Origin of the sequence: Pseudoalteromonas sp. NFXS39, assembly GCF_040148775.1 — a bacterium.
GTDB lineage: Bacteria > Pseudomonadota > Gammaproteobacteria > Enterobacterales > Alteromonadaceae > Pseudoalteromonas > Pseudoalteromonas apostichopi.
The window spans coordinates 171,664-192,239 of record NZ_JAGDEC010000002.1 but is presented as its reverse complement, the minus strand read 5'-3'; the positions used below and the strand labels follow the sequence as shown (position 1 = coordinate 192,239).

Here is a 20,576-nt window from a genome sequence, read left to right as displayed (position 1 = left end):
CTTATAATAGCAGGACTTATGCATAGTAATCTATTGATGATGAAGATTGTTGTCGAGAAGTTTCTGAACTTTGCGCTGTTACTTCTTGTTGCTGCTCTTGTGTTTGTTGTTTTCCAGCGAACTGCCCTTGCCCTGACTGCTCTTGTTGTTGCTCAGGGTTACCCTGCTGAATACTACTCTCACCAAGTTCAATACCTTGCTGCGCTAGCATCTCTCGTAAACGTGGCATTGACTGCTCTAAAGCTTCTTTTGCTTGCTGATTTTGTACAACAAAATTAATTTGAGCTTGCTCTGCATCGCTACGTATACGAATTTGCATACTGCCCATTTCTGGCGGGTCTAAGCGAATTTCAGCTTCTTTATTATTGATATTTAATAATGCACTAACACGCTCTTGAAGCATTTTTGCTGCATCACTTTTTATAATATTAATCGCTTGCATTACTCCAGGGTCAAGGGCCACTGATTTAGATTGAGCCTGGGTTTGTGCTGTTGTTTGCGTATGCATTGTTTGTACTTCAAGCGCTTGCTCGTATTGTTGATGAGCCATTTCATAAGCACCTGGTTGTACTGTTGCATTTGCTTGAGCCGTAATCTGAGTAAATAACTGAGCTACGCGCGGGGTAACAGCTTCTTGTGTGCGTTCGGTATTGAGTTTTGTATCCAGTTCTGTTGTGACGTCATCACCAACCATTGCTTTGCTTGCATCAGCTGTAACTTGCGCTGAGCTATTTTGTTTCGCCTTGCTATGTTCAGCTGTGACTGTTGCTGCGGGAACAGGCATTGCTGTGGCTGTATTTACTTTAGCTGGAGCATTAATAGCCTCTGTGAGCAAGGTTTGTGCCGCAGAGAGCTTTTCGTACTGAGCAGTGCCCGGCGTTAACGTTTGCAGTTGAGTATTCACTTTATTTAAAAGCGCTTGCTGTTCATCCTTAGTCAACGCCGTGATTTGCTTTTCGACGCCTGTAGGTAACTTGTTATCTATAGCCTTATTGTCAGCTAATTTAGTCTCTTGTTTTGCCTGATTTTCATTAGCAATGTCTTGTTCTACAACAATGTCTTGTTCTACAGCAAGTTGTGATACAGGGTTCTGTGCAGTTTGTGTTGTAGGCTTACTATTCATAGCGTCAGTCAAAAGCGACTTGATTGTTGCCACCTCATCAGCGCTGAGTTTATTATCAGCTTTCAGTTGATTTATTTGTTGCTCAAGTTGCTTTTGCTGTTCAGAGGTTAGCGACAAACCTTTAGCGAACTCACTCACAGCCTCTCCATCACCGCTTTGTACCTTAGCGAATAGGCCAACAATTGAGTTATCTGTCACTTTCTTGTCGATGCTGCTTGCTGCAGATTTATCAACGTGGCTTTGAGTTTGTTTTGAACTAACTTCGCTCGTTTTACCTTCTAAATCCGCAGTCTGCTGTTTTTGAGTAGATTTCAACAGAGCATCTAATTCAACATCAGCCTTTTTACCGCCTGTTTGTTCAGTTTCATTATTAAGATTACTTACCTGAGGTTTTGTATCAGGCGTATTAACAGCAGAAACACCCAGCTTTCCTTTATCGGTTAATGGGCTGTCAATAACAGGGGTTATGCTATCTTTTGGTGGTAAATCACCCATTGCTTTTAGCTGGCTATCTACCGCAGTCGCAACTTTAGACTTATGTAATAAGCTTGCTATTGAATTATCGCCTTCCGCGTCGGCTTTTGAATCATCGGTTTGTGCAACGTCTGTCATCGGTGAAGGTATAACAGGTGTAATGGTATCGATTGGGGATGGTTTTTTATCAACAACAACTGGGCTAACATCATTATTTTCAATCAATTTATTAACACGCGTACTCATAGCTTGAGCCGCATTAATTTGCGAAAGCAGTGAGTTTTCCTCATCTTCTACAAGAGCAAGTTCATCGCTTTGTTCTTTAGTTACAGCTTCATTACGAACATCTGGACTTGTTTTAGATTGCTGTTCTGAAGAGGTGGTAGCAGTTGCAGCTTTAGCATCAGCAGCTGTGCTTTCATCACCAGGTTTAGCATCTGATTTAGGCTCTTCAGAAGTACTGATAGCTTTAGTTTCATCAACTGAGTCAGCACCTGCATCACTTTTTGCTTGCGCGTTTGCCGCTTCACTTGCTTGTGTTAGTGAAGTTAAAAAACTTAAGCCCGATGCTTTGTCGCTAGACTCTGATTCTTTGCCTGAAAAACCAGTACCTTGCTCAGTTTTAACCTGCAAATTGATATCACTGATCGCCATAATTCACCTAAAACTAAAGAGGCAATTTGCCGCCGCAAGTGCCAAAATTAATGCTACTGGTTAGGTAAATGCAATTAACATGCCTAAAAAAGGTCGTATTTTAGAGAAGTGCGTTTTTAAGTTGACGTTGATAAAACTGATTTGAAGCGAACTCATCCAGCATTTTTTGCTCCGCTTTAGCCACTTGCATCGCTTGTTTTTCAGCTTGCTTTTCGATTAACTTCGCAACTGCTTTAGCTTTCACTTGCTGTTTTAACCACAGTGCTTTTCGCTGCGTAACAACTTGCTTTGCGGTATTCACAGTGCTTGCTTGCTGACGTATCGCTTCTTCAATTTTTGCGATAAAGGCATGATATTGACTAAACCCGGCACTAGACAAACCAGAGCGACCTTTCAAATGTAACTGCTGAGAATACTCCATGCGAAAGTTATTCAGCCCTTGCAGTTTTTGTTGGTTACTTTGTAAGTGCTGCTGCGCTTTTAAGTAATCCATGCGTAGAGACTCTTCTTTATCGCTCTCAAGCTTTAACAATAAATCAAGTTTACTTTTAGCCATTAACCTTGTCCTAATAACTGCGCAAGACCTTGTAGACCATCATCATAACTGATCACATCTTTCATGCCTTGCTGAAGGAATTGATTCACACGTGGCATCATATTAATTGCTTGGTCAAGCATAGGGTCGGTGCCTTTTTGATACGCACCTAGTGTGATCATATCTTTGTTCTGTTGATACATTGAATACACTTGTTTTAGCACGCGAGCTTGTTGCATATGCGCTTCAGATACAACCTGTGGCATAACACGAGAAATCGATTTTTCAATATCAATAGCAGGATAATGACCACTGTCGGCTAAATCTCGAGATAAAACAATATGGCCGTCTAAAATAGCACGGGCAGAGTCAGCAATTGGGTCTTGCATATCATCCCCTTCACTAAGCACAGTGAAAAACGCGGTGATCGCACCTTGCCCTTCACCACCATTACCGGCACGCTCCACCAGCGCAGGCAGTTTAGCAAATACTGAAGGCGGATAACCCTTCGTAGCTGGAGGCTCACCAACCGCTAAGGCAATTTCACGTTGCGCCATGGCATAACGGGTAACAGAGTCAAGTAATAACAACACGTTAAGACCTTGATCACGAAAATATTCAGCAATGGTCACTGCACTTTCACAACCTTTTAAACGCATTAATGGCGAGGCATCGGCTGGAGCGGCAACTACCACCGAGCGCTTGCGACCTTCAACACCTAAAATTTCTTCAATGAACTCTTTTACCTCACGACCACGCTCACCCACAAGGCCAACAACGATTACATCAGCTTCAGAGCCGCGAGTCATCATACCTAGTAGCACTGATTTACCGACACCTGAGCCTGCAAACAGACCCATACGCTGGCCTTGACCTACAGTAATAACGGAGTTGATGGCTCGAACACCTACATCCATAGGCTGACTAATAGGACGTCTTGCCAGCGGGTTTATTGGACTTTGTGCAAACTTTAGATGATGCTCAGCATTTATGGCACCTAAGCCATCAAGCGGCCGACCGAGACCATCCACCACTCGGCCAAGTAAGCTCATTCCTACTGGCAACCCTGTTTCGTTTACTTTTGGAATAACTCGCGCACCTGGCAGTACACCAGAGATATGATCATTCGGCATCAAGTAAAGTGTTTGGTCATTAAAACCAACCACTTCAGCATCAACAAATCCATTGATGGTCTCAATTTTACATTGACTGCCAACCGGTGCTCTAAGCCCTTTTGCTTCAAGTGTTAAACCAACGACACGCGTCAGAATACCAGCAACAGCAGGTTTGGGAGCCTTGATATGTTTTTCATAGCGTTGTAAGCGTTCGCTTAGAGTCATAGATTGAGCACTCATAATGAGCCTAAAAAGTGTTAGATACCACTGCTATGCAAAAAGTTTTCCAACGTTTCTTTGACGCGGGTCTTAATTGTCATATCTAAGGATGATTGTGGGGTTTTAATTTCACAGCCACCACGATCTAATGTGGGTTCTGCGATTAACTGCCAATGATTATCTGCGATGGTTTGCTCGCCATAACTTTGGGTAATTAAATCGATATCATCAGGGTGTAAGTGAATACGTACTTTCGCTTGTTCTTCACCCAAAGCGTCAATAGCCTGCTTTAAAGCATGCAAAATGACTTCTGGTGAAGTTTTAATTTCTTGATAAACTAATACTTCAGTTAACATGACCGCTAGCTGCACTAACTGCTTTTCTGCACTTTCATCTACTTTAGATAAAGGCTGAGAAAGGCTATCGAGCAAGCTTCTCAAGTTAGTGAGCTGCTCTTCTAAAATAGGCTTAATTTCTTCTTGGCCTTGCTCCTTACCAAGCTCAACACCTTCTTTAAACCCCGCTTCTTTACCTTCATGAGCGCCTTTTTCAAAACCGTCTATGTAACCTTGCTCATGGCCTTGCTTTAGCCCCTCTTCAAAGGCATCTTGACGGATTTTTTCAAGTTCAGCCATAGTCAATGACGGGATTTCAGGCTCTTCTGGTTGTTCGTCAGCTTGTTGTTTTTGCTGTTCTTTACGATATAAATCAGCTAGAGGCGTGCCGTATGCAGTTGAGCGCCCAGCAAGTTTTTTTGTATCTTGCGTAACTTCAGGGATTGGCCAGTTTTCAAGTAATTCATCAGCAGCTTCGCTGGCATGCACTGGACGTCCGGTATGAAAAGAAGACTTACTCATGGCTTACAGGAACTCCTCACCACCACCGCCACCAAGCATAATCTCGCCTGAGTCAGCCAAACGACGTGCCGTAGAAAGAATTTCTTTCTGTGCAGCTTCAACTTCACTAATACGAACAGGGCCCATCGCCTCAAGATCATCAGCGAGTAATTCAGCGGCACGTTTTGACATGTTACTTAAAATTTTCTCTTTCAATGCTTCATCTGTGCCTTTAATTGCTTTCATTAATACGTCTTGCTGTACTTCACGAAGAATCGCTTGAATACCACGGTCTTCAACATCCATTAAGTTCTCAAAGACAAACATAAGGTCTTGGATTTGCTGCGACATCTCTTCATCGTGTTCACGGATTGAATCCATTAACTGACCTTCAACATTGGTATCTAGGTAGTTCATGATATCAGCAGCAGCTTTCAAGCCGCCCATTTTCGCAGCTTGCGCACCAGCTTGACCGGCGAATTGTTTCTCCATGATTTCATTCAACTCTTGTAATGCTGCCGGTTGAACTTCTTCAAGATTAGCAATACGCATAGTTAAATCTAAACGCACTTTCTCTGGGAATTGCGACAAAATTTCTGCTGATTGCTCTGGTTCTAAATAAGATAAAACAATGGTTTGAATCTGAGGGTGCTCATTGCGAATAATATTCGCCACTTGTTTTGAGTCCATCCACTTCAGTGAATCAAGACCTTTCGCACCTGACCCCATGACAATTTGGTCAATAAGGCTGGCGGCTTTATCTTCACCAAGCGCTGCGGTAAGCGCTTTTTTGATAAAGTCTTCAGACTGGAAGCCAATGGTACTGAAGCTTTGAATTTGCTCAATAAACAAATTATGGACTGCACTAATTTTCGCTTGCGATAAATCATCAAGCGCAGCCATTGCCATCCCCACTTTTTGCACTTGCTTAGGCTCTAAGTGTTTAAGGATTTGCGCAGCATCTTCTTCTGATAAGCTCAGCAATAAGATTGCCGCCTTATCAACGCCGTCTAATTTATCAACATCAAACGCCGGTGGTAATTGTTTTTGTTCTTGATCAGTCATCTTCTGTTAACCACGCTTTCACTACTTGAGAAGACAGTTCTGGTTCATTTGCAACCAATGCACGAACTGCTTTGAGTAAATCTTCATCGCCATGTAAGTCTGGCAGCTGTAGTGTACCATCACTTGAGAATCCTACAGCAGCAGAGTCAAAGTCTTTATTTAGCATATCTAGCGTGCTATCACCAATATCTACACCAGCACTTAATGCATCTTCATCATATTCCTCTAGTGTATCGTCTGGGTAAATTAGACGTTTCAACATAGGTCTTACTACAAAGACAATCAATACAATGATAACCAGAGCACCTAATGCTAAGCGTAGCATCTTCATGAACCAATCTTGCTCCCAAAGCGGAACTTCAATTGCTTCCCCAACATCTTCACGAACAAATGGTACTGTTACAACTTCAAGTGCATCACCACGTTGCATATCAAAACCAACACCACCTTGTAGTAAGCGACGAATATTTGACAATGCTTCTACAGAGCGAGGAACCATGGTTGTTTCACCGTTTTCACCCACTTGCGGCACATAATCAACGGCAACTGAAACGCTTATGCGACGGATAACACCGGTTTGCTGACGCTTATGCGAAATAGTTGTATCAAGCTCGTAGTTGCGTGTTGCTTCTTTATGCGAACGGCTAGGATTCGTTGCTGAACCCGCACTACCTTGGCCAGCAATTTCAGGAATATTAGAGTTTACTGGCGGCTGATTAGTTAGCGCACCAGGAATGCCGACAGCGAGGCCACCTATGTTATTTTCTTCGAAAGTTGTTTCACTGCGCACTGCCGGTAAATCTGGGTTATAACGTTTTTGTGTTTCTTCGACTGCGCTGAAATCCATGTTTAAATCGACTTGTGCAGTATAGTTACCTAAGCCCACTACAGGAATTAGAATACTATCGATTTTATTTAAGTACTCTTCTTCACGCTTACGCTCAATTTCATACTCTTTACGAGAGCGTGCCGCGAGTGAGTTTTGTGAACCAGAATTAAGTAAGCGACCATTTTGATCAGTCACGGTAACACGCTCTGGCGATAAACCTTGTACCGCTGAGGCAACAATATCAACCACTGAGTCAACTTCTTCACCATCAAGCGAACGGCCACGTTTTAAGGTTAGCACTACTGTAGCTGAGGGCTGTTTTTCGCGACGAGCGAATACGTTTTCTTTTGGAATAGCTAAAAGTACTTTGGCGCGAGTAACATTTTTTAGCTCTTCGATGGTACGCGCAAGCTGTTGCTCACGACCATGTTTTAAACGTTCACGTTCAAGGCGTTGGCTTACACCAAATCCCATGTCTTGCATGATGATGTCAGTACCTGAGCTTGGCGCTTGCTCTAGGCCTTCACGAGCCATCAATAGCTTTATGTTTTGGTATTCACCTTCTTCAACAGAGATGACGTTACCATCGAGTTCGTAATCAATCTTTTGAGCGTCTAAAAAGTCCAACGTTTGAATAAGCTCTTCCGTTGGCATTTTACCAAGCGGACGCATATCTGGCTGACGAGCCCAAATAATAATGAAAATTGCGATAGCCAAACAGATTGCCAAAGCAATCACTAAGGTAACCTGACGTAAAACGTCTACTCCGTTTAAGGCACTTAGGTAGCCTGACTTTTGCTCTTGTTGATCATCGGTATCGGTTGAATCGATACCACCGCCTGCTAAGGCTAGATCAGTTGATTGATTAGATTGCGCCACAATAATTCTCCACTACCTAGTTACACAGGCATGTTCATGATTTCTTTATAAGCTTCAACAAGTTTGTTTCGAACCTGAACCGTTGCTTCAAATGCCACTGATGACTTTTGCGAAGCAATCATCACATCAGCTAAAGAAACACTGCGGTCGCCCATTTCCATTGCCGTTACTTTTTGCTTAGCGTCTTGTTGTAAGCCATTCACTGTATCAAGTGCATTAGTAAGTAAATCACCAAACTGTGCCGACGATGTTGGCTGAGTTTGTGTTGGTAAATTATTAATTGAGTTGCTACGGCCTGCTTCTAAGGCCATAGATTGCATTTCTTGAAATAATGCGCTGTTTTGAACTTTCATAATACTCTCTGACAATGCAGTTTACTTATGAACTGATAAAGCACAAACCGTGCCACAAAATAAACACAAAAATTTCAACAACTTAAGTAGTAATCTTGGTTTGTCAGAGTTTTGACAGCAAACAAGCTCACAAAAATGTGAGCTTGTTTGCTTAACTTTTTGGAAGGAATCTATGCAGGTAAGGCTATACCTAAGTCTCGCATTTGCGCCAGTTTATAACGTAAAGTGCGTGGACTAATACCTAAGGTTTCTGCAACCTCTTTACGCTTACCATTACAGCGCGCTAAGGTTTCTAAAATAATACGATGCTCTTTATCTTTCAGCTCGTCTTTGTAATTACCTTGCTCGCTTACTTGTGGCACGGTATCTAAATTAACCTCTACAGGCTGCTCTTGATAAGCCGGTGCATTGTGTGATGGCATAGCGACTGGCTTGATATCCGCAGATAACAACTCTTCAATAAAAACATCGTCTTGATGAATACTATTACCATCACATAATATCAACGCCCGTTGAATAACGTTATCAAGCTCTCGTACGTTACCTGGCCAAGCATGCGATAGCAGCTTTTGTTTCGCACTCTCACTTAGTTGAGCGATAGGCTCTTTACTTTTAAGGCAATGACGCTCTATCAAATGCTCAGCCAATACAATAATATCGCCAGGACGCTCAGCTAGTGGTTTCCACATTAGCGGGAACACATTTAAGCGATAATATAAATCTTCTCTAAATAGATTTTCGCTCACCGCTTCTTTTAAATCTCGGTTACTTGTGGCGAGTACGCGAACATCAAGTTCAATAGTTTTACGTCCGCCTAAGCGCTCTACTTCGCGCTCTTGAAGTACACGCAGTAATTTAGCTTGTAAGCCTAAATCCATCTCAGTAATTTCATCAAGTAAGATGGTACCACCTTGAGCTTGCTCAAATTTACCAGGACAGGCTTGAATAGCGCCGGTAAACGCCCCTTTTTCGTAACCAAATAAGGTTGCTTCAAGCATATTTTCCGGAATAGCCGCGCAGTTAATAGCAACAAAGGGGGCATCGCTACGATTTGATTTGTCGTGGATAAAACGAGCCAACACTTCTTTACCCGAGCCACTTGGGCCGAGTACCATAACACTGGCATCGGAGCGCGCAACTTTACTCGCAAGTTCTAATAGTTTAATGCTCGATGGATCGGCAACAATTGGGCCATCAGTTTCTTTTTCCTTTTCAGGCAAATAACGGCTCACCATGTTAAGAAGCACTTCTGGGGCAAACGGTTTTGCCATGTAATCAATCGCGCCTAGACGCATTGCTTCTACAGCATCATCAATGGTGGCATAGGCCGTCATCATTAATACCGGAAGCTCAGGATAATTAAGTTTAATGCTACGTAGTAGGTCAAGGCCGCTCATAGCGCCCATTTGCACGTCGCTAACAACCAATGAATAGCTATTTTGCTTAAGCAAGATCATCGCTTGTTCAGCGCTATCTGCAGCAACGCAATCAATACCCGACATTTCAAGGGTATCGATTAGCGCTTCTCGTAAGCCTGCGTCGTCTTCAACGACTAAAATAGAGTTAGTATTCATTTTGCCTCCGCTGACATTGGTTCTGCACTAATTGGCAAGATCAAACTAAAACATGCTCCCCCATGAGCATTATTAGTCACTTCAACCCGTCCTTGGTGCGCATTGGCGACTGAACTTACAACTGCAAGTCCAAGCCCCGTGCCTTGGCTTTTGGTAGTGTAAAAAGGTTCGAATAATTTGTTGGCATGGCGTAAATCAACACCTGGGCCATTATCACTGACACTGATGCGAACACAGTTTTCGCTAGTTTCGTCACGCTCAGCACTCAGTGTTACCACAGCCTCAGAGCCAATGATTTGAATACTGTTATGGATCAGGTTTTGAATAGCGCTCGCCAGAGCGCTTTTATTACCCACAATTTCAATATCTGGCTCTGGTAAGTTCACGCTAAGTTCACTGTTATTTTGAGCAACCATAGCATCAGCACCCGCTTTTACTTCATTAAGTAACTGCTGCATCGACACACTTTCAACCACTTGTTGCTCGCCACTTTTGGCAAATAACAGCATGTCATTCACTTGGGTTTCTAAATCTTTTAAACGCGACATTAGCTTTGTATGAAAATTACCACGAGAACTTTCTGGGAGACGCTTTGAGCCTAAATTTGCGGCATATAACATGGCAGCAGATAGCGGCGTCCTGACTTGATGAGCAAGCGAAGCAACCATTTTGCCAAGCGCACTTAAGCGCTGCATATGTGCCATCCGCTTTTGTAAACGTCTGGTTTCAGTTAAATCTGTCATTAAAATTAACTGTCCTGGCTCTGGGGCAAGCGCAGTAATATCAAGCTTAATTAAACGTCCATCTTTGAGTGATACTTCATGCCCATCATCTTGTTGTGGTCGAAATGAACGTTGAATAACGCTAAACCACTTTTCACCTTCAAGTGGCTCACCTAGCATATCAATGGCAATTTGATTTGCTTTCGCGATCATACCTCGGCCATCTAAAACAACTACACCTGCGGGCATAGTATCCACCAAATGACCCAACCAGCTGGCTTGTTGGCGCAACTCGCTCAACTCACCCACATACTCTTCTTGTAGTAAGCATGGGTTATATTGTTTGGCTGTGATAAATTGTGGTTTTAGGACATTTGCTAAGGCCATAATCAATACTCAAAAAATCGTGTCTACCTAGCTAAATGCACAATTCGTACCAAATTTATTTTTGTTTTATTTCAATAAATTAAAGACAAAAACAACACTGACAAAAAAATGACAATCGCGAGGGAATAATGCCAAAAGAACACCATTGTCGTTGCCCATGGCTCGATACCAGCAAAGAAGATTATGTGGCCTATCATGACCAAGAATGGGGGGTGCCATTATATGATGATCACCGTTTATTTGAGTTTATAACCTTAGAGTCAGCACAAGCGGGACTGAGTTGGTATACCATACTTAAAAAGCGTGATGGCTATCGCTGTGCCTTCAAAAACTTTGTAGTTGAAGAGGTTGCCCAAATGACCGAAGACGACGTCGAACGGTTAATGCAGTTTGAAGGCATTATTCGTAATCGCGCCAAAATAGCTGCGACTATCAATAACGCACAACGTTTTATTGAGATTCAAAAAGAGTTTGGCAGCTTCTCAAACTACCAATGGCAGTTTGTCGATGGCAAGCCTTTGGTAAACAACCTTGATAAATTAGAAGACTATCCGGCTATTACTGAAGCCTCAACAGCATTTGCCAAAGATTTAAAAAAGCGCGGCTTTAAGTTTTTAGGTCCAACCACTGTGTATGCGCATATGCAAGCCTGCGGCATGGTAAATGATCATAGCAATGATTGCTTTAGAAAGGCTGAGATAATCAGTGAGTACGAATAGATAAAATCGAGGAAGTCACCTAACGCGGCTTAGTCGCGCGTTAGGTTATATTTCTTCATTTTTTCGACCAGTGTGGTACGGCGAACACCTAAAATTTCTGCTGCACGTGCAACAACATAATCGTAGCGCTCTAATGCTTGGCTGATTAAGCTGATTTCTAGCTCAGCAAGATACTCTTTGAGCTCAATGCCTTCATCAGGGAGTAAACCTGAGTCAACCGTTGTTGCTGGGGTATCAGGTTCTTCATCATCATAATCACTAAAGCCTGTGCTGAAAATATCGTTGAACGCATCTCGCTCCATCAACTCTTCAGGGTACTCAGGTTCATAAGCCTCAACTTCGATATAACGATATTTAGCTGGAAGGTCTGGCACATCAACCACTTTATCAGGAAACATGATCACCATACGCTCAACTAAATTAGCAAGCTCACGAATATTCCCCGGCCACGCATGCTCTTTTAAGCTTTGAATCGCACGCTCAGTAAATTTGGCCGTTGTGCCACTTTGCTCGTTAACACGACGCATTAACTCTTTTAAAAGCAGAGGAATGTCGTCAGCACGCTCACTTAGCGAAGGGTTTTCAATTGGAAACACGTTTAAGCGATAAAAAAGGTCTTCACGGAAGTCGCCCTTTTCAATCATTTCTTCAAGGTTACGGTGAGTTGCAGCAATAATTCGTACGTCAGCTTGAATAGGCTTAGTACCCCCTACTCGCTCATAGCTACGCTCTTGCAACACACGTAGTAGTTTAACCTGCATTTGCAAAGGCATATCACCAATTTCATCTAAAAACAGCGTGCCGCCTTGCGCTAATTCAAAGCGCCCTTTTCGTGCAGAAATAGCGCCCGTAAAAGCACCCTTTTCATGGCCAAATAGCTCACTTTCTAGAAGCTCGCCAGGGATAGCACCACAGTTTACCGGCACAAATGGTCCGGTATTGCGTTTAGAGAGTAAATGAACGTTACGTGCAACAACTTCTTTACCTGTGCCTGACTCACCTAAGATCAACACATTTGCATCGGTTTTTGCTACTTGCTCAATTAAAAAGCGCACATCTTTTACAGCTTCGGTTTCACCGACTAAACCATCAAATGACTTATTGGATTTAGCTTGTTTATGGTCACCCGGTAGCATGCGCTGATATTGCTGACAATCATGCAATAGCTGAGTAGTTACGTCATGGTTAAACGGCTCACAAATTAAACCAACGACATTAGCAATGCTTAGTAACGGTTTGAGTGTTTCACCAATTAATAAAAACGGAATGGCAGGAAACTGTTTGATCACAGCCTCGTGATTTAGCTGCTGTAAAGCACCAAGAATGACCATGCATTCTTGCTGTTGATGTTTTTCACAAAAAGACTGTAACGAAGTCTCATCAACTAATTGTGCAGTTTCACCAATGAAGGTAAGTGCTGCATGTAAACCTATCGCACGATTATTATTATTGTCTAAAATTAAGATCATTATTGGCGAACCACAGTTACCACGAGGTTAGTTAATTTCTAAATTGTAAGCGAGTTTAGGAGGGATGCAAGCGCTAAGCGGCAATTTATTGACATCAACGCCAAAAAATAGTCACTTAGCCCCTGAATTTAATACTAAAGAATTAAAGCAAACCTAAAATGGATTCAGCTGAACGATTTGCTTGACCACGCAAAGCAACAGATGCTTGTGACAAAATATCATTAGCTACTTGATCAGACACTGATTTTGCATAGTCAGTATCTTCTATTCGGCTTTGGCTCGCAGCAATATTCTCTCGCTGATTACCTAAACCTTTTATCGTACTCGCTAAGGTGTTTTGAAAAGCGCCTAACTCAGCTCTTTGAGCGTTAATTTCCTCTGCTGCTTGGTCGCTAATATCTATGGCAGCTTGTGCCCCTGCTTGCGTTGAAATATCGATTCCCGCAATAACTGAAGCAATACTACCATCCGATGGCGTCACTGATTGTGTGGTATTAGCATCTGGGCCAACCTGAAAAGACACTTGTTCACCATCAAATAAAGGTTTACCACCGAATGAGGCATTTTCGAATGTTTCTGAAACTTGTGTTTGCAATTGCGACACTTCTTCTTGAAGTGCAGCCCTGTCACTGTCTGTAAGCGCACCATTACCCGCTTGAATAGACAGCTCTCGTATACGCGAGACGGCATCATTTACACCTGATAGGTTTGACTCCGTTACTTGCGAGTAAGAGATGCCATCGTACGCATTGTTAATTGCCTGACTGTAACCATCTTGCTGTGATGTTAATCTATCAATAATTTGTAGTGCAGCAGCATCATCTGCCGCTGAGTTTACTTTTTTACCTGACGCTAATTGCTCAGCAAGCTTATTGCCCGTTTGCTGAGTTTGGTTTAAAAACCCAGTATTGGGTGATTGAATTTTCATGGCGGCCTCCGACAAACCGATTGCTTAAATTATAGCTTAATTTGCCAAATTTTGTACTTTGTACCATGGTTTAGATAAATTAACTTGGCATCTGACTTGCTAGTGTATTAGTTAATAGTTAAATTACTGAGAATTGTGTCAAAATTCTCACTTTGCGTACTTCACTTTTATAAATAACTACGCCAATGATAAATAACTTAGGTAACGCTATGTTCGACAATAAAACGATTTTAATTACCGGTGGTACTGGTTCATTCGGCAAAAAATACGTCAAAACGCTACTAGAACGCTATAAACCTAAGAAGATCATTATCTTCTCACGGGACGAACTAAAGCAGTTTGAAATGCAGCAAGAGTTTGACCAACCGTGTATGCGATACTTCATTGGTGATGTGCGCGATAAAGAAAGGCTTCGCCGTGCTATGCGAGGTGTGCACTATGTGATTCACGCAGCAGCATTAAAACAAGTTCCAGCTGCTGAATACAATCCAATGGAATGTATCAAAACCAATATTAATGGTGCTGAAAACGTCATTGATGCAGCTCTTGATAATAACGTAGAGAAAGTCATTGCACTGTCGACTGATAAAGCAGCGAACCCAATCAACTTATATGGTGCGACTAAACTTGCATCAGATAAGTTATTTGTTGCTGCTAATAATATTGCTGGCGGCCATAAAACAACCTTTTCAGTAGTAAGATACGGTAACGTAGTTTGCTCTCGAGGCTCTGTTGTGCCTATTTTCCAAAAGTTTATTGACCAAGGTCGCGACCATATTCCTATTACCCATGAAGAAATGACCCGCTTTTGGATTAGCCTGCAACAAGGTGTTGATTTTGTTCTAACTAATTTCGAGCGAATGCTGGGTGGCGAGATTTTCGTGCCGAAGATCCCTTCAATTCGTATTACAGATCTTGCCAAAGCCATGGCCCCTGATTTACCGATTAAGATAATCGGTATTCGCCCAGGTGAAAAGTTACACGAAGTCATGTGCCCGGCCGACTTATGCTTTGAAACGTACGAATATAGCGATCACTTTGTTATCGCTCCAGGTATCAAATTCAGCAGCCGTAGCAATGATTTTACTGAAAATGCACTTGGCGAAAAAGGCAAACAAGTTGCCCAAGGTTTCGAGTATAACTCACTCGATAACCCTGATTATATGAGCATTGAAGAAATTAAAAACTTCAATGTCCAAGCGTTACTGTAATACTGAATTATGACGAATAAGGTAATTCCTTACGGCAAACAAAGTATTTCACAGGATGACATCAATGCCGTAATTGATGTCTTGAAATCTGACTGGTTAACACAGGGCCCTGCTGTTCCAGCATTTGAAAGTGCCATTGCAGAGTATTGCGGTGCTAGCCACGCCTGCGCCACTAACAGCGCCACCTCAGCCTTGCATATTGCTTGCCTTGCTTTAGGCGTAGGTAAAGGTGACATCGTATGGACGTCACCAATCTCCTTTGTCGCATCGAGTAACTGCGCGCTGTATTGTGGTGCTGAAGTCGACTTTGCTGATATCGACCTTGAAACAGGCAACATGTCTATTGCAGCACTTCGAGACAAGCTAAAGTTAGCCAAACAAAACCAGCGACTTCCTAAGGTCGTGATCCCTGTTCATTTAGCAGGTCAGTCTTGCGATATGGCAGCAATCAATGAACTTGCCAAAGAGTATGACTTTAAGGTAATTGAAGATGCCTCGCATGCAATAGGCGCCAAGTATAAAGATAAGCCTGTTGGCAGTTGTGATTATTCAGATATTACTGTGTTTAGCTTTCATCCAGTAAAGATAATCACATCTGCTGAAGGGGGGATGGCGGTTACCAACTGCGCTGAACTCAACAAAAAAATGAGCCGTTTGCGAAGCCATGGTATTACTAATATTCCTGAAGAAATGACCGAGCCAAGTCACGGCCCTTGGTACTATCAACAGCTAGACCTTGGTTTTAATTATAGAATGACTGACATGCAAGCCGCTTTAGGACTGAGTCAGTTAAAGCAGCTAGATAGCTTTGTATCAATGCGAAACGACATTGCAACAACATATAACCATGCGTTTGCAAATTCAACGGTAACTCATTTAACACAATCGGATGATTGTTACTCTAGCTACCATTTATATATTGTTCGTTTAACGCAGTGTGAAGTAGAAAAACATAAGTCAATCATTACAGGCATGCGCGAGCAAGGAATTATTGCTCACTTGCATTATATACCGATCCATTTACAGCCTTATTATCAAGCTTTAGGCTTTTCGGAAGGTGATTTTCCTAATGCAGAAACGTACTACAAACAGGCTGTTACTATTCCTCTGCATCCTGCTATAACTGCAGACGAGCAGCAATTCGTTATCAAAATACTGATTGATTTATTATGAAGCTCACTTTAGGCACAGTGCAATTCGGCTTGAACTACGGTGTCAGTAATAAGCTTGGTCAACCAAGCATAGCCAAGGCTCATGCCATTTTAGATATTGCAAAAGATGCAGGCATTACAACATTAGATACCGCACTTGGTTACGGCGAGAGTCACCAAGTGTTGGCATCCTATCCTTCGATTAATGACAGCTTTAACATAGTTACTAAGTTACCTCCTCTACAAAAAGAGCAATTTTCTCATAAGGATGCAGATCATTACATTGCATTAATTGAGCAATGTTTTTCAGATTTTAAAACCCAAAAGCTAAGCGCAATCCTATTTCACCAAGCAAGCGACATTGAGAAACAAGGTGTTGCGCCCGTTTTAGCATGTCTAAAGCAACGACAATTAGAAAATCAATTAGCAAGTAAAGGGGTTTCTTTGTATTCAGGTGCTGAGGTGGATGGCTTCACACAGTTGAGTGAAATTAACCTTGTGCAAATACCTTATAATGCATTTGATACCTACTTTAAACACACTGGCGCTCTTTCATTACTAAAGAAAAACAAGACTCAAGTGCACGCTAGATCTTGTTTTTTACAAGGCTTGTTATTAATGCCCATCAATGAGTTAGCTAACTACTTTAAACCTTGGAAGCAACATTTAGAGTCATTTCATCAGTTAGCGCAGTATATTGGTGTGTCGCCACTAACACTCAGCCTTGCATATGCTTTAAAAGAAGATGAAATAGATAAAATAGTTGTCGGTGTGAACTCAGAGTCTGAGTTAGAGCAAATTTTAGAGGCCTATCAGGGCAGCATCAAAATCTGTCACGACGTGCTCAAAGAAATGACTGTTAATGATCCAAGACTCACCAACCCAGCAAATTGGCAACTATAAATAGTTTAGAAAAATGATTGATTGCCGATAAATGGCTATGATCAAAAAAGGCAGATATATATGAATGACAACAATAAACAATTAAAACTTGCCTTTATTGGCGGTGGCAATAACTCAGCTGTAGGCTATGTTCACTTCGCCGCAAGTCAACTCGATAACAAGTTTGCTGTTGTTGCAGGTGCTTTCTCAAGAAATCCCGATGAAAATAGTGCGACAGCGCAGAGGTGGGGAGTTTCAGAAAAGCATTTATACAACGATTGGGAAGAGCTTGTAGAGCAAGAGAAAGACCGTGTTGATGCATTTGTTATACTGACACCAACACCCCATCATATTGAGGTAATAACTACGCTTCTAAAGGCGAATTTACCCATTATTTGCGAAAAAGCACTTGTTACCGGCCCTGCAGAAGTCGCTGAAATTGAAGCCTGCTACGATAAAAATAAACACTTTCTAGCTGTCACATACAACTACAGTGGCTATGCGATGGTCAGAGAGTTGAAACACCTAGTAAAGCAAGGTGCGCTTGGCACTATCCAAAAAATTCACCTTGAAATGCCACAGGAGGGGTTCAGAAGGCCGCCAGATATTGCAGGTAAACCATCAATGCCGCAAGCATGGCGTTTAAAAGATTTTGAAGTGCCAACCATTTGCTTAGATTTAGGAGTTCATTTACACCACTTATCAACATACTTACTTGAAATGGAGCCAACGGAAACAATCGCACAATTTACTAACCATTCTCAATACCCAAATTTAATTGATGATGTAAATATGTTGCTGAACTACCCAAATAACATAAAGGGTAGTATGTGGATGTCAAAAACGGCTATTGGCCACCGCAATGGACTTCAAATCAGAATATACGGTGACAAAGGAAGCGCGCGTTGGTTCCAACTAAACCCTGATGAATTAGAGTTAAACTACAATGACGGGCGCAGAGAAATCTTAGATAGAGCCGGACAGTGTGAGTATGCTAACCAATTTAGATATAACAGAATGAAGCCAGGTCACCCAACAGGATTTGTTGAAGCTTTTTCTAATTTATATACAGATATTTACGAAGAACTTTGCTGTTACTTAGCTGGTACGGACAAAAAAAATGACTATGTATTTGGCTTAGAGCAAGCAAAAGACGGCTTGAACTTATTTAAAGCAGCGCAAGAATCAGTCGAGTCAGCGCAGTGGATAAAGCTTAAAAGAGGTAATTAGATTATGATGAGTAACCTTCCTATAGCAATCTATGGCGCCGGTGGTAATGGGCAAAAAATCTATCATGCACTTTCAGAGCATGGAATTAAAATAGATTTTTTTGTCGATTTATACACGCAAGAAACTGAGTACCAAGGCTGTCCAATTTACAAACCTGACAATATTGCCAATAAAAATGTAACCATGCTTGTATCGGTATCTTGTACAAGTGAAGCTATTAAGCAGGATCTAATTGGAATAGGTGTTCAAGAATGCCTAAACATGAATGAAATCATTAATAGCTACCCATATGTTTTAGAACGTTTTATTTCAAAGGATTACCGAGCAAAACTAATCTCTAGCACACAGAACGACAAAGAACAGTTAGCTTGGCTTAAAGAAAGACTAAGCGATGATGAGAGCAAAAAGTGTCTTGATGATATCATCGCATTTCGTAGCTCACCCTCTAGTGAAAGCTATGTTGAAAATGACTGGCAAATCCAATACTTTCCACCTTGGTTACTGAAACTTCCGCTTTGGAAAAATGGGATTAACTTTATTGATTGCGGTTCATATATCGGCGATACACTTGCAAGTGCAGCACAAGTATTAAAAGAAGCAGGTATACAGTTAAACACAATGCAGTGTTTTGAACCTGATCCAAAGAACTTCCACTTATTAAACAAAACAGCGAAAGAATTAGTCTCTCAAGGTATTAAGACTTATTTATTTCCATGTGGTGTATGGGAAGAAAATACAATATTGAGCTTCAGTGCAGACCTTTCACAAGGCAAGTTTGCTGACTCACAGCAAATCAAAGACAACAATCAACTTCTGCCTGTTATAGCGTTAGATGATACCAGCATAGCCTCTGCGGTTAATTTCATTAAAATGGATATCGAGGGCGCAGAGCCGCATGCATTGAAGGGTGCAAAAGAAATTATAACGCACCAATCCCCGCTACTCGCTATTTCCGTCTATCATGAGCCTGCTCATATTTGGCAAATAGCTCAGCAAATTGAAAGCTACAACCCTAATTATGAGTACAAACTTCATTGTCATGGTGATTTCGGTTTGGAAATAATATTATACGCAATTCCAAAAACATAATTACTACACAGCAAATAAAACGGTTTCACTATAGCCTTGGGTATAATGCCTCAAAAAGAACTTGTATTCAGGGCATAACTTTTTCAAGTATTGTGGAACTGATATCAAATGTTCTGCTCGATGATAAACACTGATTGCTAGCATTGGTTTATCCCTTAAAATAGTATTTTCCATACCGTGAAGCACATCTAATTCAACGCCTTCAACATCCATTTTTACATAACTGGGCGAGACTTTATTTTCACTGCAAAACTCATCGATACTAATTTGCTGAACTGAAATTACGTCTTCATTTTGGTCTGGTTCAACAACTTTTGAAGATGTCCCTGACAATGAAAAATTAACAGTCTTATTTATGCTCCCTACTGCAACCGGAACGACCTGAATAGCTTTGTTGTGTTGGTATTTTTTTTCAAGGATTGCAGTTTGACTTGGAATAGGTTCAAAAAGGTATGCATTTCCCGATGGACAGTTCCTTAAAAATCGTTCTGAATCACTGCCATCAAATGCTCCTAGGTCAAAAAAAACGCTCTGATCTTCAAATGGGTTAAGAAAAGGTTCGATATACATATTTGTAATATCAAACTTAAAGTCTTTCATAAAGCTTAGGTCATATTTATTGCGAAAATTAACGATTGATTCAAAAGTACTCACAGAGTAATCATCTTCAAACCAACTTTTAACCTCATTGTAATTTTCTTGATTACTTTCCCAATGACTTAGGACTCCCTCCCAGAACTCTATTTTTGGGCATTGAAAGCCCGAGTTGCGGTAAAAATAAAAATAGTCGCAGTAATTCAATCTGTGTTTTTCAAGTAAATTGTTTACGTCCACAGGTCTACTATTCGTAACAGCTGAAACAACCAAAGCATCTTCAGGTACTTGCTCGAGCTTTATACAAGGTAGCCCTACGAAAAATTCTTGCTGATAAAAATTATCTATAATAGCAATAACTTCAAGGTCATTATTCTTGTGTATTTCTATTAACTCTTCAGCTTCAGTGGTTGCTCCGAAAATATAACGCTTAGCATTCTTCTCAAAATACTTTTGTAGAAAATCTGTGTTCATAATTCCCTTACCTCTTCTTTTAAAAATTTTTCCAGATAGCATCGCTTTAACTATTTAATTCACA

General features: G+C 41.4%; 18 protein-coding genes. 6 read left to right on the top strand and 12 right to left on the bottom strand.

The features are described 5' to 3' along the window. Positions 1 to 16 precede the first annotated feature (16 nt). From J3455_RS04440 to J3455_RS04400, 9 genes are all read right to left on the bottom strand, one after another. Entirely contained in the window at positions 17 to 2,251 is a 2,235-nt protein-coding gene (locus tag J3455_RS04440; protein WP_349561209.1) for a flagellar hook-length control protein FliK, read from the bottom strand. 100 nt (positions 2,252 to 2,351) lie between these two features. Then, the gene (gene fliJ, locus J3455_RS04435) at positions 2,352 to 2,807 is read right to left on the bottom strand and encodes a flagellar export protein FliJ (protein ID WP_130052070.1); all 456 of its coding nucleotides are present in this window, start codon (positions 2,805 to 2,807) and stop codon (positions 2,352 to 2,354) included. Then, positions 2,807 to 4,141 (bottom strand): flagellar protein export ATPase FliI, encoded by a 1,335-nt coding sequence (fliI, locus tag J3455_RS04430; protein ID WP_167657941.1) that lies wholly within the window; start codon positions 4,139 to 4,141, stop codon positions 2,807 to 2,809. Before fliI ends, fliJ begins: the two co-directional genes overlap by 1 nt. A 17-nt stretch (positions 4,142 to 4,158) precedes the next feature. Then, positions 4,159 to 4,977, bottom strand: a complete 819-nt coding sequence (gene fliH, locus J3455_RS04425) for a flagellar assembly protein FliH (protein ID WP_130052072.1) — start codon at positions 4,975 to 4,977, stop codon at positions 4,159 to 4,161. A 3-nt stretch (positions 4,978 to 4,980) separates the two neighbouring features. Next, a complete protein-coding gene (gene fliG, locus J3455_RS04420) occupies positions 4,981 to 6,021 on the bottom strand; it encodes a flagellar motor switch protein FliG (RefSeq protein ID WP_130052073.1) in 1,041 nt (346 codons plus the stop codon). Continuing rightward, on the bottom strand, positions 6,014 to 7,729 hold the full coding sequence (fliF, locus tag J3455_RS04415; protein WP_130052074.1) for a flagellar basal-body MS-ring/collar protein FliF: 1,716 nt from the start codon (positions 7,727 to 7,729) through the stop codon (positions 6,014 to 6,016). The genes fliG and fliF overlap by 8 nt, the downstream gene beginning before the upstream one ends. Positions 7,730 to 7,749: 20 nt before the next feature. Next, complete coding sequence (fliE, locus tag J3455_RS04410; protein WP_130052075.1) at positions 7,750 to 8,082, bottom strand: flagellar hook-basal body complex protein FliE; 333 nt, start codon at positions 8,080 to 8,082, stop codon at positions 7,750 to 7,752. Positions 8,083 to 8,252: 170 nt separating this feature from the next. Further along, positions 8,253 to 9,656, bottom strand: a complete 1,404-nt coding sequence (locus tag J3455_RS04405) for a sigma-54-dependent transcriptional regulator (RefSeq protein WP_256854766.1) — start codon at positions 9,654 to 9,656, stop codon at positions 8,253 to 8,255. After that, entirely contained in the window at positions 9,653 to 10,765 is a 1,113-nt protein-coding gene (locus J3455_RS04400; RefSeq protein WP_167657939.1) for a sensor histidine kinase, read from the bottom strand. Before J3455_RS04400 ends, J3455_RS04405 begins: the two co-directional genes overlap by 4 nt. A 128-nt stretch (positions 10,766 to 10,893) precedes the next feature. On the opposite strand from J3455_RS04400, the gene J3455_RS04395 reads away from it, so the two are divergent. Beyond that, positions 10,894 to 11,484 carry a DNA-3-methyladenine glycosylase I gene (locus J3455_RS04395; protein ID WP_349561206.1) on the top strand — a complete coding sequence of 197 codons (591 nt, stop codon included), beginning with the start codon at positions 10,894 to 10,896 and terminating at the stop codon, positions 11,482 to 11,484. A 29-nt stretch (positions 11,485 to 11,513) separates the two neighbouring features. Here J3455_RS04395 and J3455_RS04390 read toward each other — a convergent pair whose 3' ends face one another. Next, a complete protein-coding gene (locus J3455_RS04390) occupies positions 11,514 to 12,953 on the bottom strand; it encodes a sigma-54 dependent transcriptional regulator (protein WP_167657937.1) in 1,440 nt (479 codons plus the stop codon). A gap of 142 nt (positions 12,954 to 13,095) precedes the next feature. Further along, positions 13,096 to 13,881: a flagellin N-terminal helical domain-containing protein gene (locus J3455_RS04385; RefSeq protein WP_239976963.1), complete on the bottom strand. Its 786-nt coding sequence runs from the start codon at positions 13,879 to 13,881 to the stop codon at positions 13,096 to 13,098. 209 nt (positions 13,882 to 14,090) lie between these two features. Here J3455_RS04385 and pseB point away from each other — a divergent pair, with 209 nt between their 5' ends. From pseB to J3455_RS04360, 5 genes are read left to right on the top strand one after another with little or no spacing between them, the layout of a single operon-like run. Continuing rightward, positions 14,091 to 15,092 carry a UDP-N-acetylglucosamine 4,6-dehydratase (inverting) gene (gene pseB / locus J3455_RS04380; protein WP_286257535.1) on the top strand — a complete coding sequence of 334 codons (1,002 nt, stop codon included), beginning with the start codon at positions 14,091 to 14,093 and terminating at the stop codon, positions 15,090 to 15,092. 9 nt (positions 15,093 to 15,101) lie between these two features. Then, positions 15,102 to 16,265 carry a UDP-4-amino-4,6-dideoxy-N-acetyl-beta-L-altrosamine transaminase gene (gene pseC / locus J3455_RS04375; RefSeq protein ID WP_130052081.1) on the top strand — a complete coding sequence of 388 codons (1,164 nt, stop codon included), beginning with the start codon at positions 15,102 to 15,104 and terminating at the stop codon, positions 16,263 to 16,265. Further along, positions 16,262 to 17,146, top strand: coding sequence for an aldo/keto reductase (locus tag J3455_RS04370; RefSeq protein ID WP_349561204.1), 885 nt, complete (start codon positions 16,262 to 16,264; stop codon positions 17,144 to 17,146). The genes pseC and J3455_RS04370 overlap by 4 nt, the downstream gene beginning before the upstream one ends. 60 nt (positions 17,147 to 17,206) lie before the next feature. Beyond that, entirely contained in the window at positions 17,207 to 18,355 is a 1,149-nt protein-coding gene (locus J3455_RS04365) for a Gfo/Idh/MocA family protein (protein ID WP_130052083.1), read from the top strand. A 3-nt stretch (positions 18,356 to 18,358) separates the two neighbouring features. Beyond that, positions 18,359 to 19,444, top strand: coding sequence for an FkbM family methyltransferase (locus J3455_RS04360; RefSeq protein ID WP_349561201.1), 1,086 nt, complete (start codon positions 18,359 to 18,361; stop codon positions 19,442 to 19,444). A 3-nt stretch (positions 19,445 to 19,447) separates the two neighbouring features. Here J3455_RS04360 and J3455_RS04355 read toward each other — a convergent pair whose 3' ends face one another. Further along, the gene (locus tag J3455_RS04355; protein WP_168990029.1) at positions 19,448 to 20,512 is read right to left on the bottom strand and encodes an FkbM family methyltransferase; all 1,065 of its coding nucleotides are present in this window, start codon (positions 20,510 to 20,512) and stop codon (positions 19,448 to 19,450) included. Positions 20,513 to 20,576 lie beyond the last annotated feature (64 nt).

Excerpts from the sequence above, each read along its gene's own strand:
- J3455_RS04440 (WP_349561209.1), bottom strand. The coding sequence starts at position 2,251 with ATGGCGATCAGTGATATCAATTTGCAGGTTAAAACTGAGCAAGGTACT.
- fliJ (WP_130052070.1), bottom strand. The coding sequence starts at position 2,807 with ATGGCTAAAAGTAAACTTGATTTATTGTTAAAGCTTGAGAGCGATAAA.
- fliI (WP_167657941.1), bottom strand. The coding sequence starts at position 4,141 with ATGAGTGCTCAATCTATGACTCTAAGCGAACGCTTACAACGCTATGAA.
- fliH (WP_130052072.1), bottom strand. The coding sequence starts at position 4,977 with ATGAGTAAGTCTTCTTTTCATACCGGACGTCCAGTGCATGCCAGCGAA.
- fliG (WP_130052073.1), bottom strand. The coding sequence starts at position 6,021 with ATGACTGATCAAGAACAAAAACAATTACCACCGGCGTTTGATGTTGAT.
- fliE (WP_130052075.1), bottom strand. The coding sequence starts at position 8,082 with ATGAAAGTTCAAAACAGCGCATTATTTCAAGAAATGCAATCTATGGCC.
- J3455_RS04405 (WP_256854766.1), bottom strand. The coding sequence starts at position 9,656 with ATGAATACTAACTCTATTTTAGTCGTTGAAGACGACGCAGGCTTACGA.
- J3455_RS04400 (WP_167657939.1), bottom strand. The coding sequence starts at position 10,765 with ATGGCCTTAGCAAATGTCCTAAAACCACAATTTATCACAGCCAAACAA.
- J3455_RS04395 (WP_349561206.1), top strand. The coding sequence starts at position 10,894 with ATGCCAAAAGAACACCATTGTCGTTGCCCATGGCTCGATACCAGCAAA.
- J3455_RS04390 (WP_167657937.1), bottom strand. The coding sequence starts at position 12,953 with ATGATCTTAATTTTAGACAATAATAATAATCGTGCGATAGGTTTACAT.
- J3455_RS04385 (WP_239976963.1), bottom strand. The coding sequence starts at position 13,881 with ATGAAAATTCAATCACCCAATACTGGGTTTTTAAACCAAACTCAGCAA.
- pseB (WP_286257535.1), top strand. The coding sequence starts at position 14,091 with ATGTTCGACAATAAAACGATTTTAATTACCGGTGGTACTGGTTCATTC.
- pseC (WP_130052081.1), top strand. The coding sequence starts at position 15,102 with ATGACGAATAAGGTAATTCCTTACGGCAAACAAAGTATTTCACAGGAT.
- J3455_RS04370 (WP_349561204.1), top strand. The coding sequence starts at position 16,262 with ATGAAGCTCACTTTAGGCACAGTGCAATTCGGCTTGAACTACGGTGTC.
- J3455_RS04365 (WP_130052083.1), top strand. The coding sequence starts at position 17,207 with ATGAATGACAACAATAAACAATTAAAACTTGCCTTTATTGGCGGTGGC.
- J3455_RS04360 (WP_349561201.1), top strand. The coding sequence starts at position 18,359 with ATGATGAGTAACCTTCCTATAGCAATCTATGGCGCCGGTGGTAATGGG.
- J3455_RS04355 (WP_168990029.1), bottom strand. The coding sequence starts at position 20,512 with ATGAACACAGATTTTCTACAAAAGTATTTTGAGAAGAATGCTAAGCGT.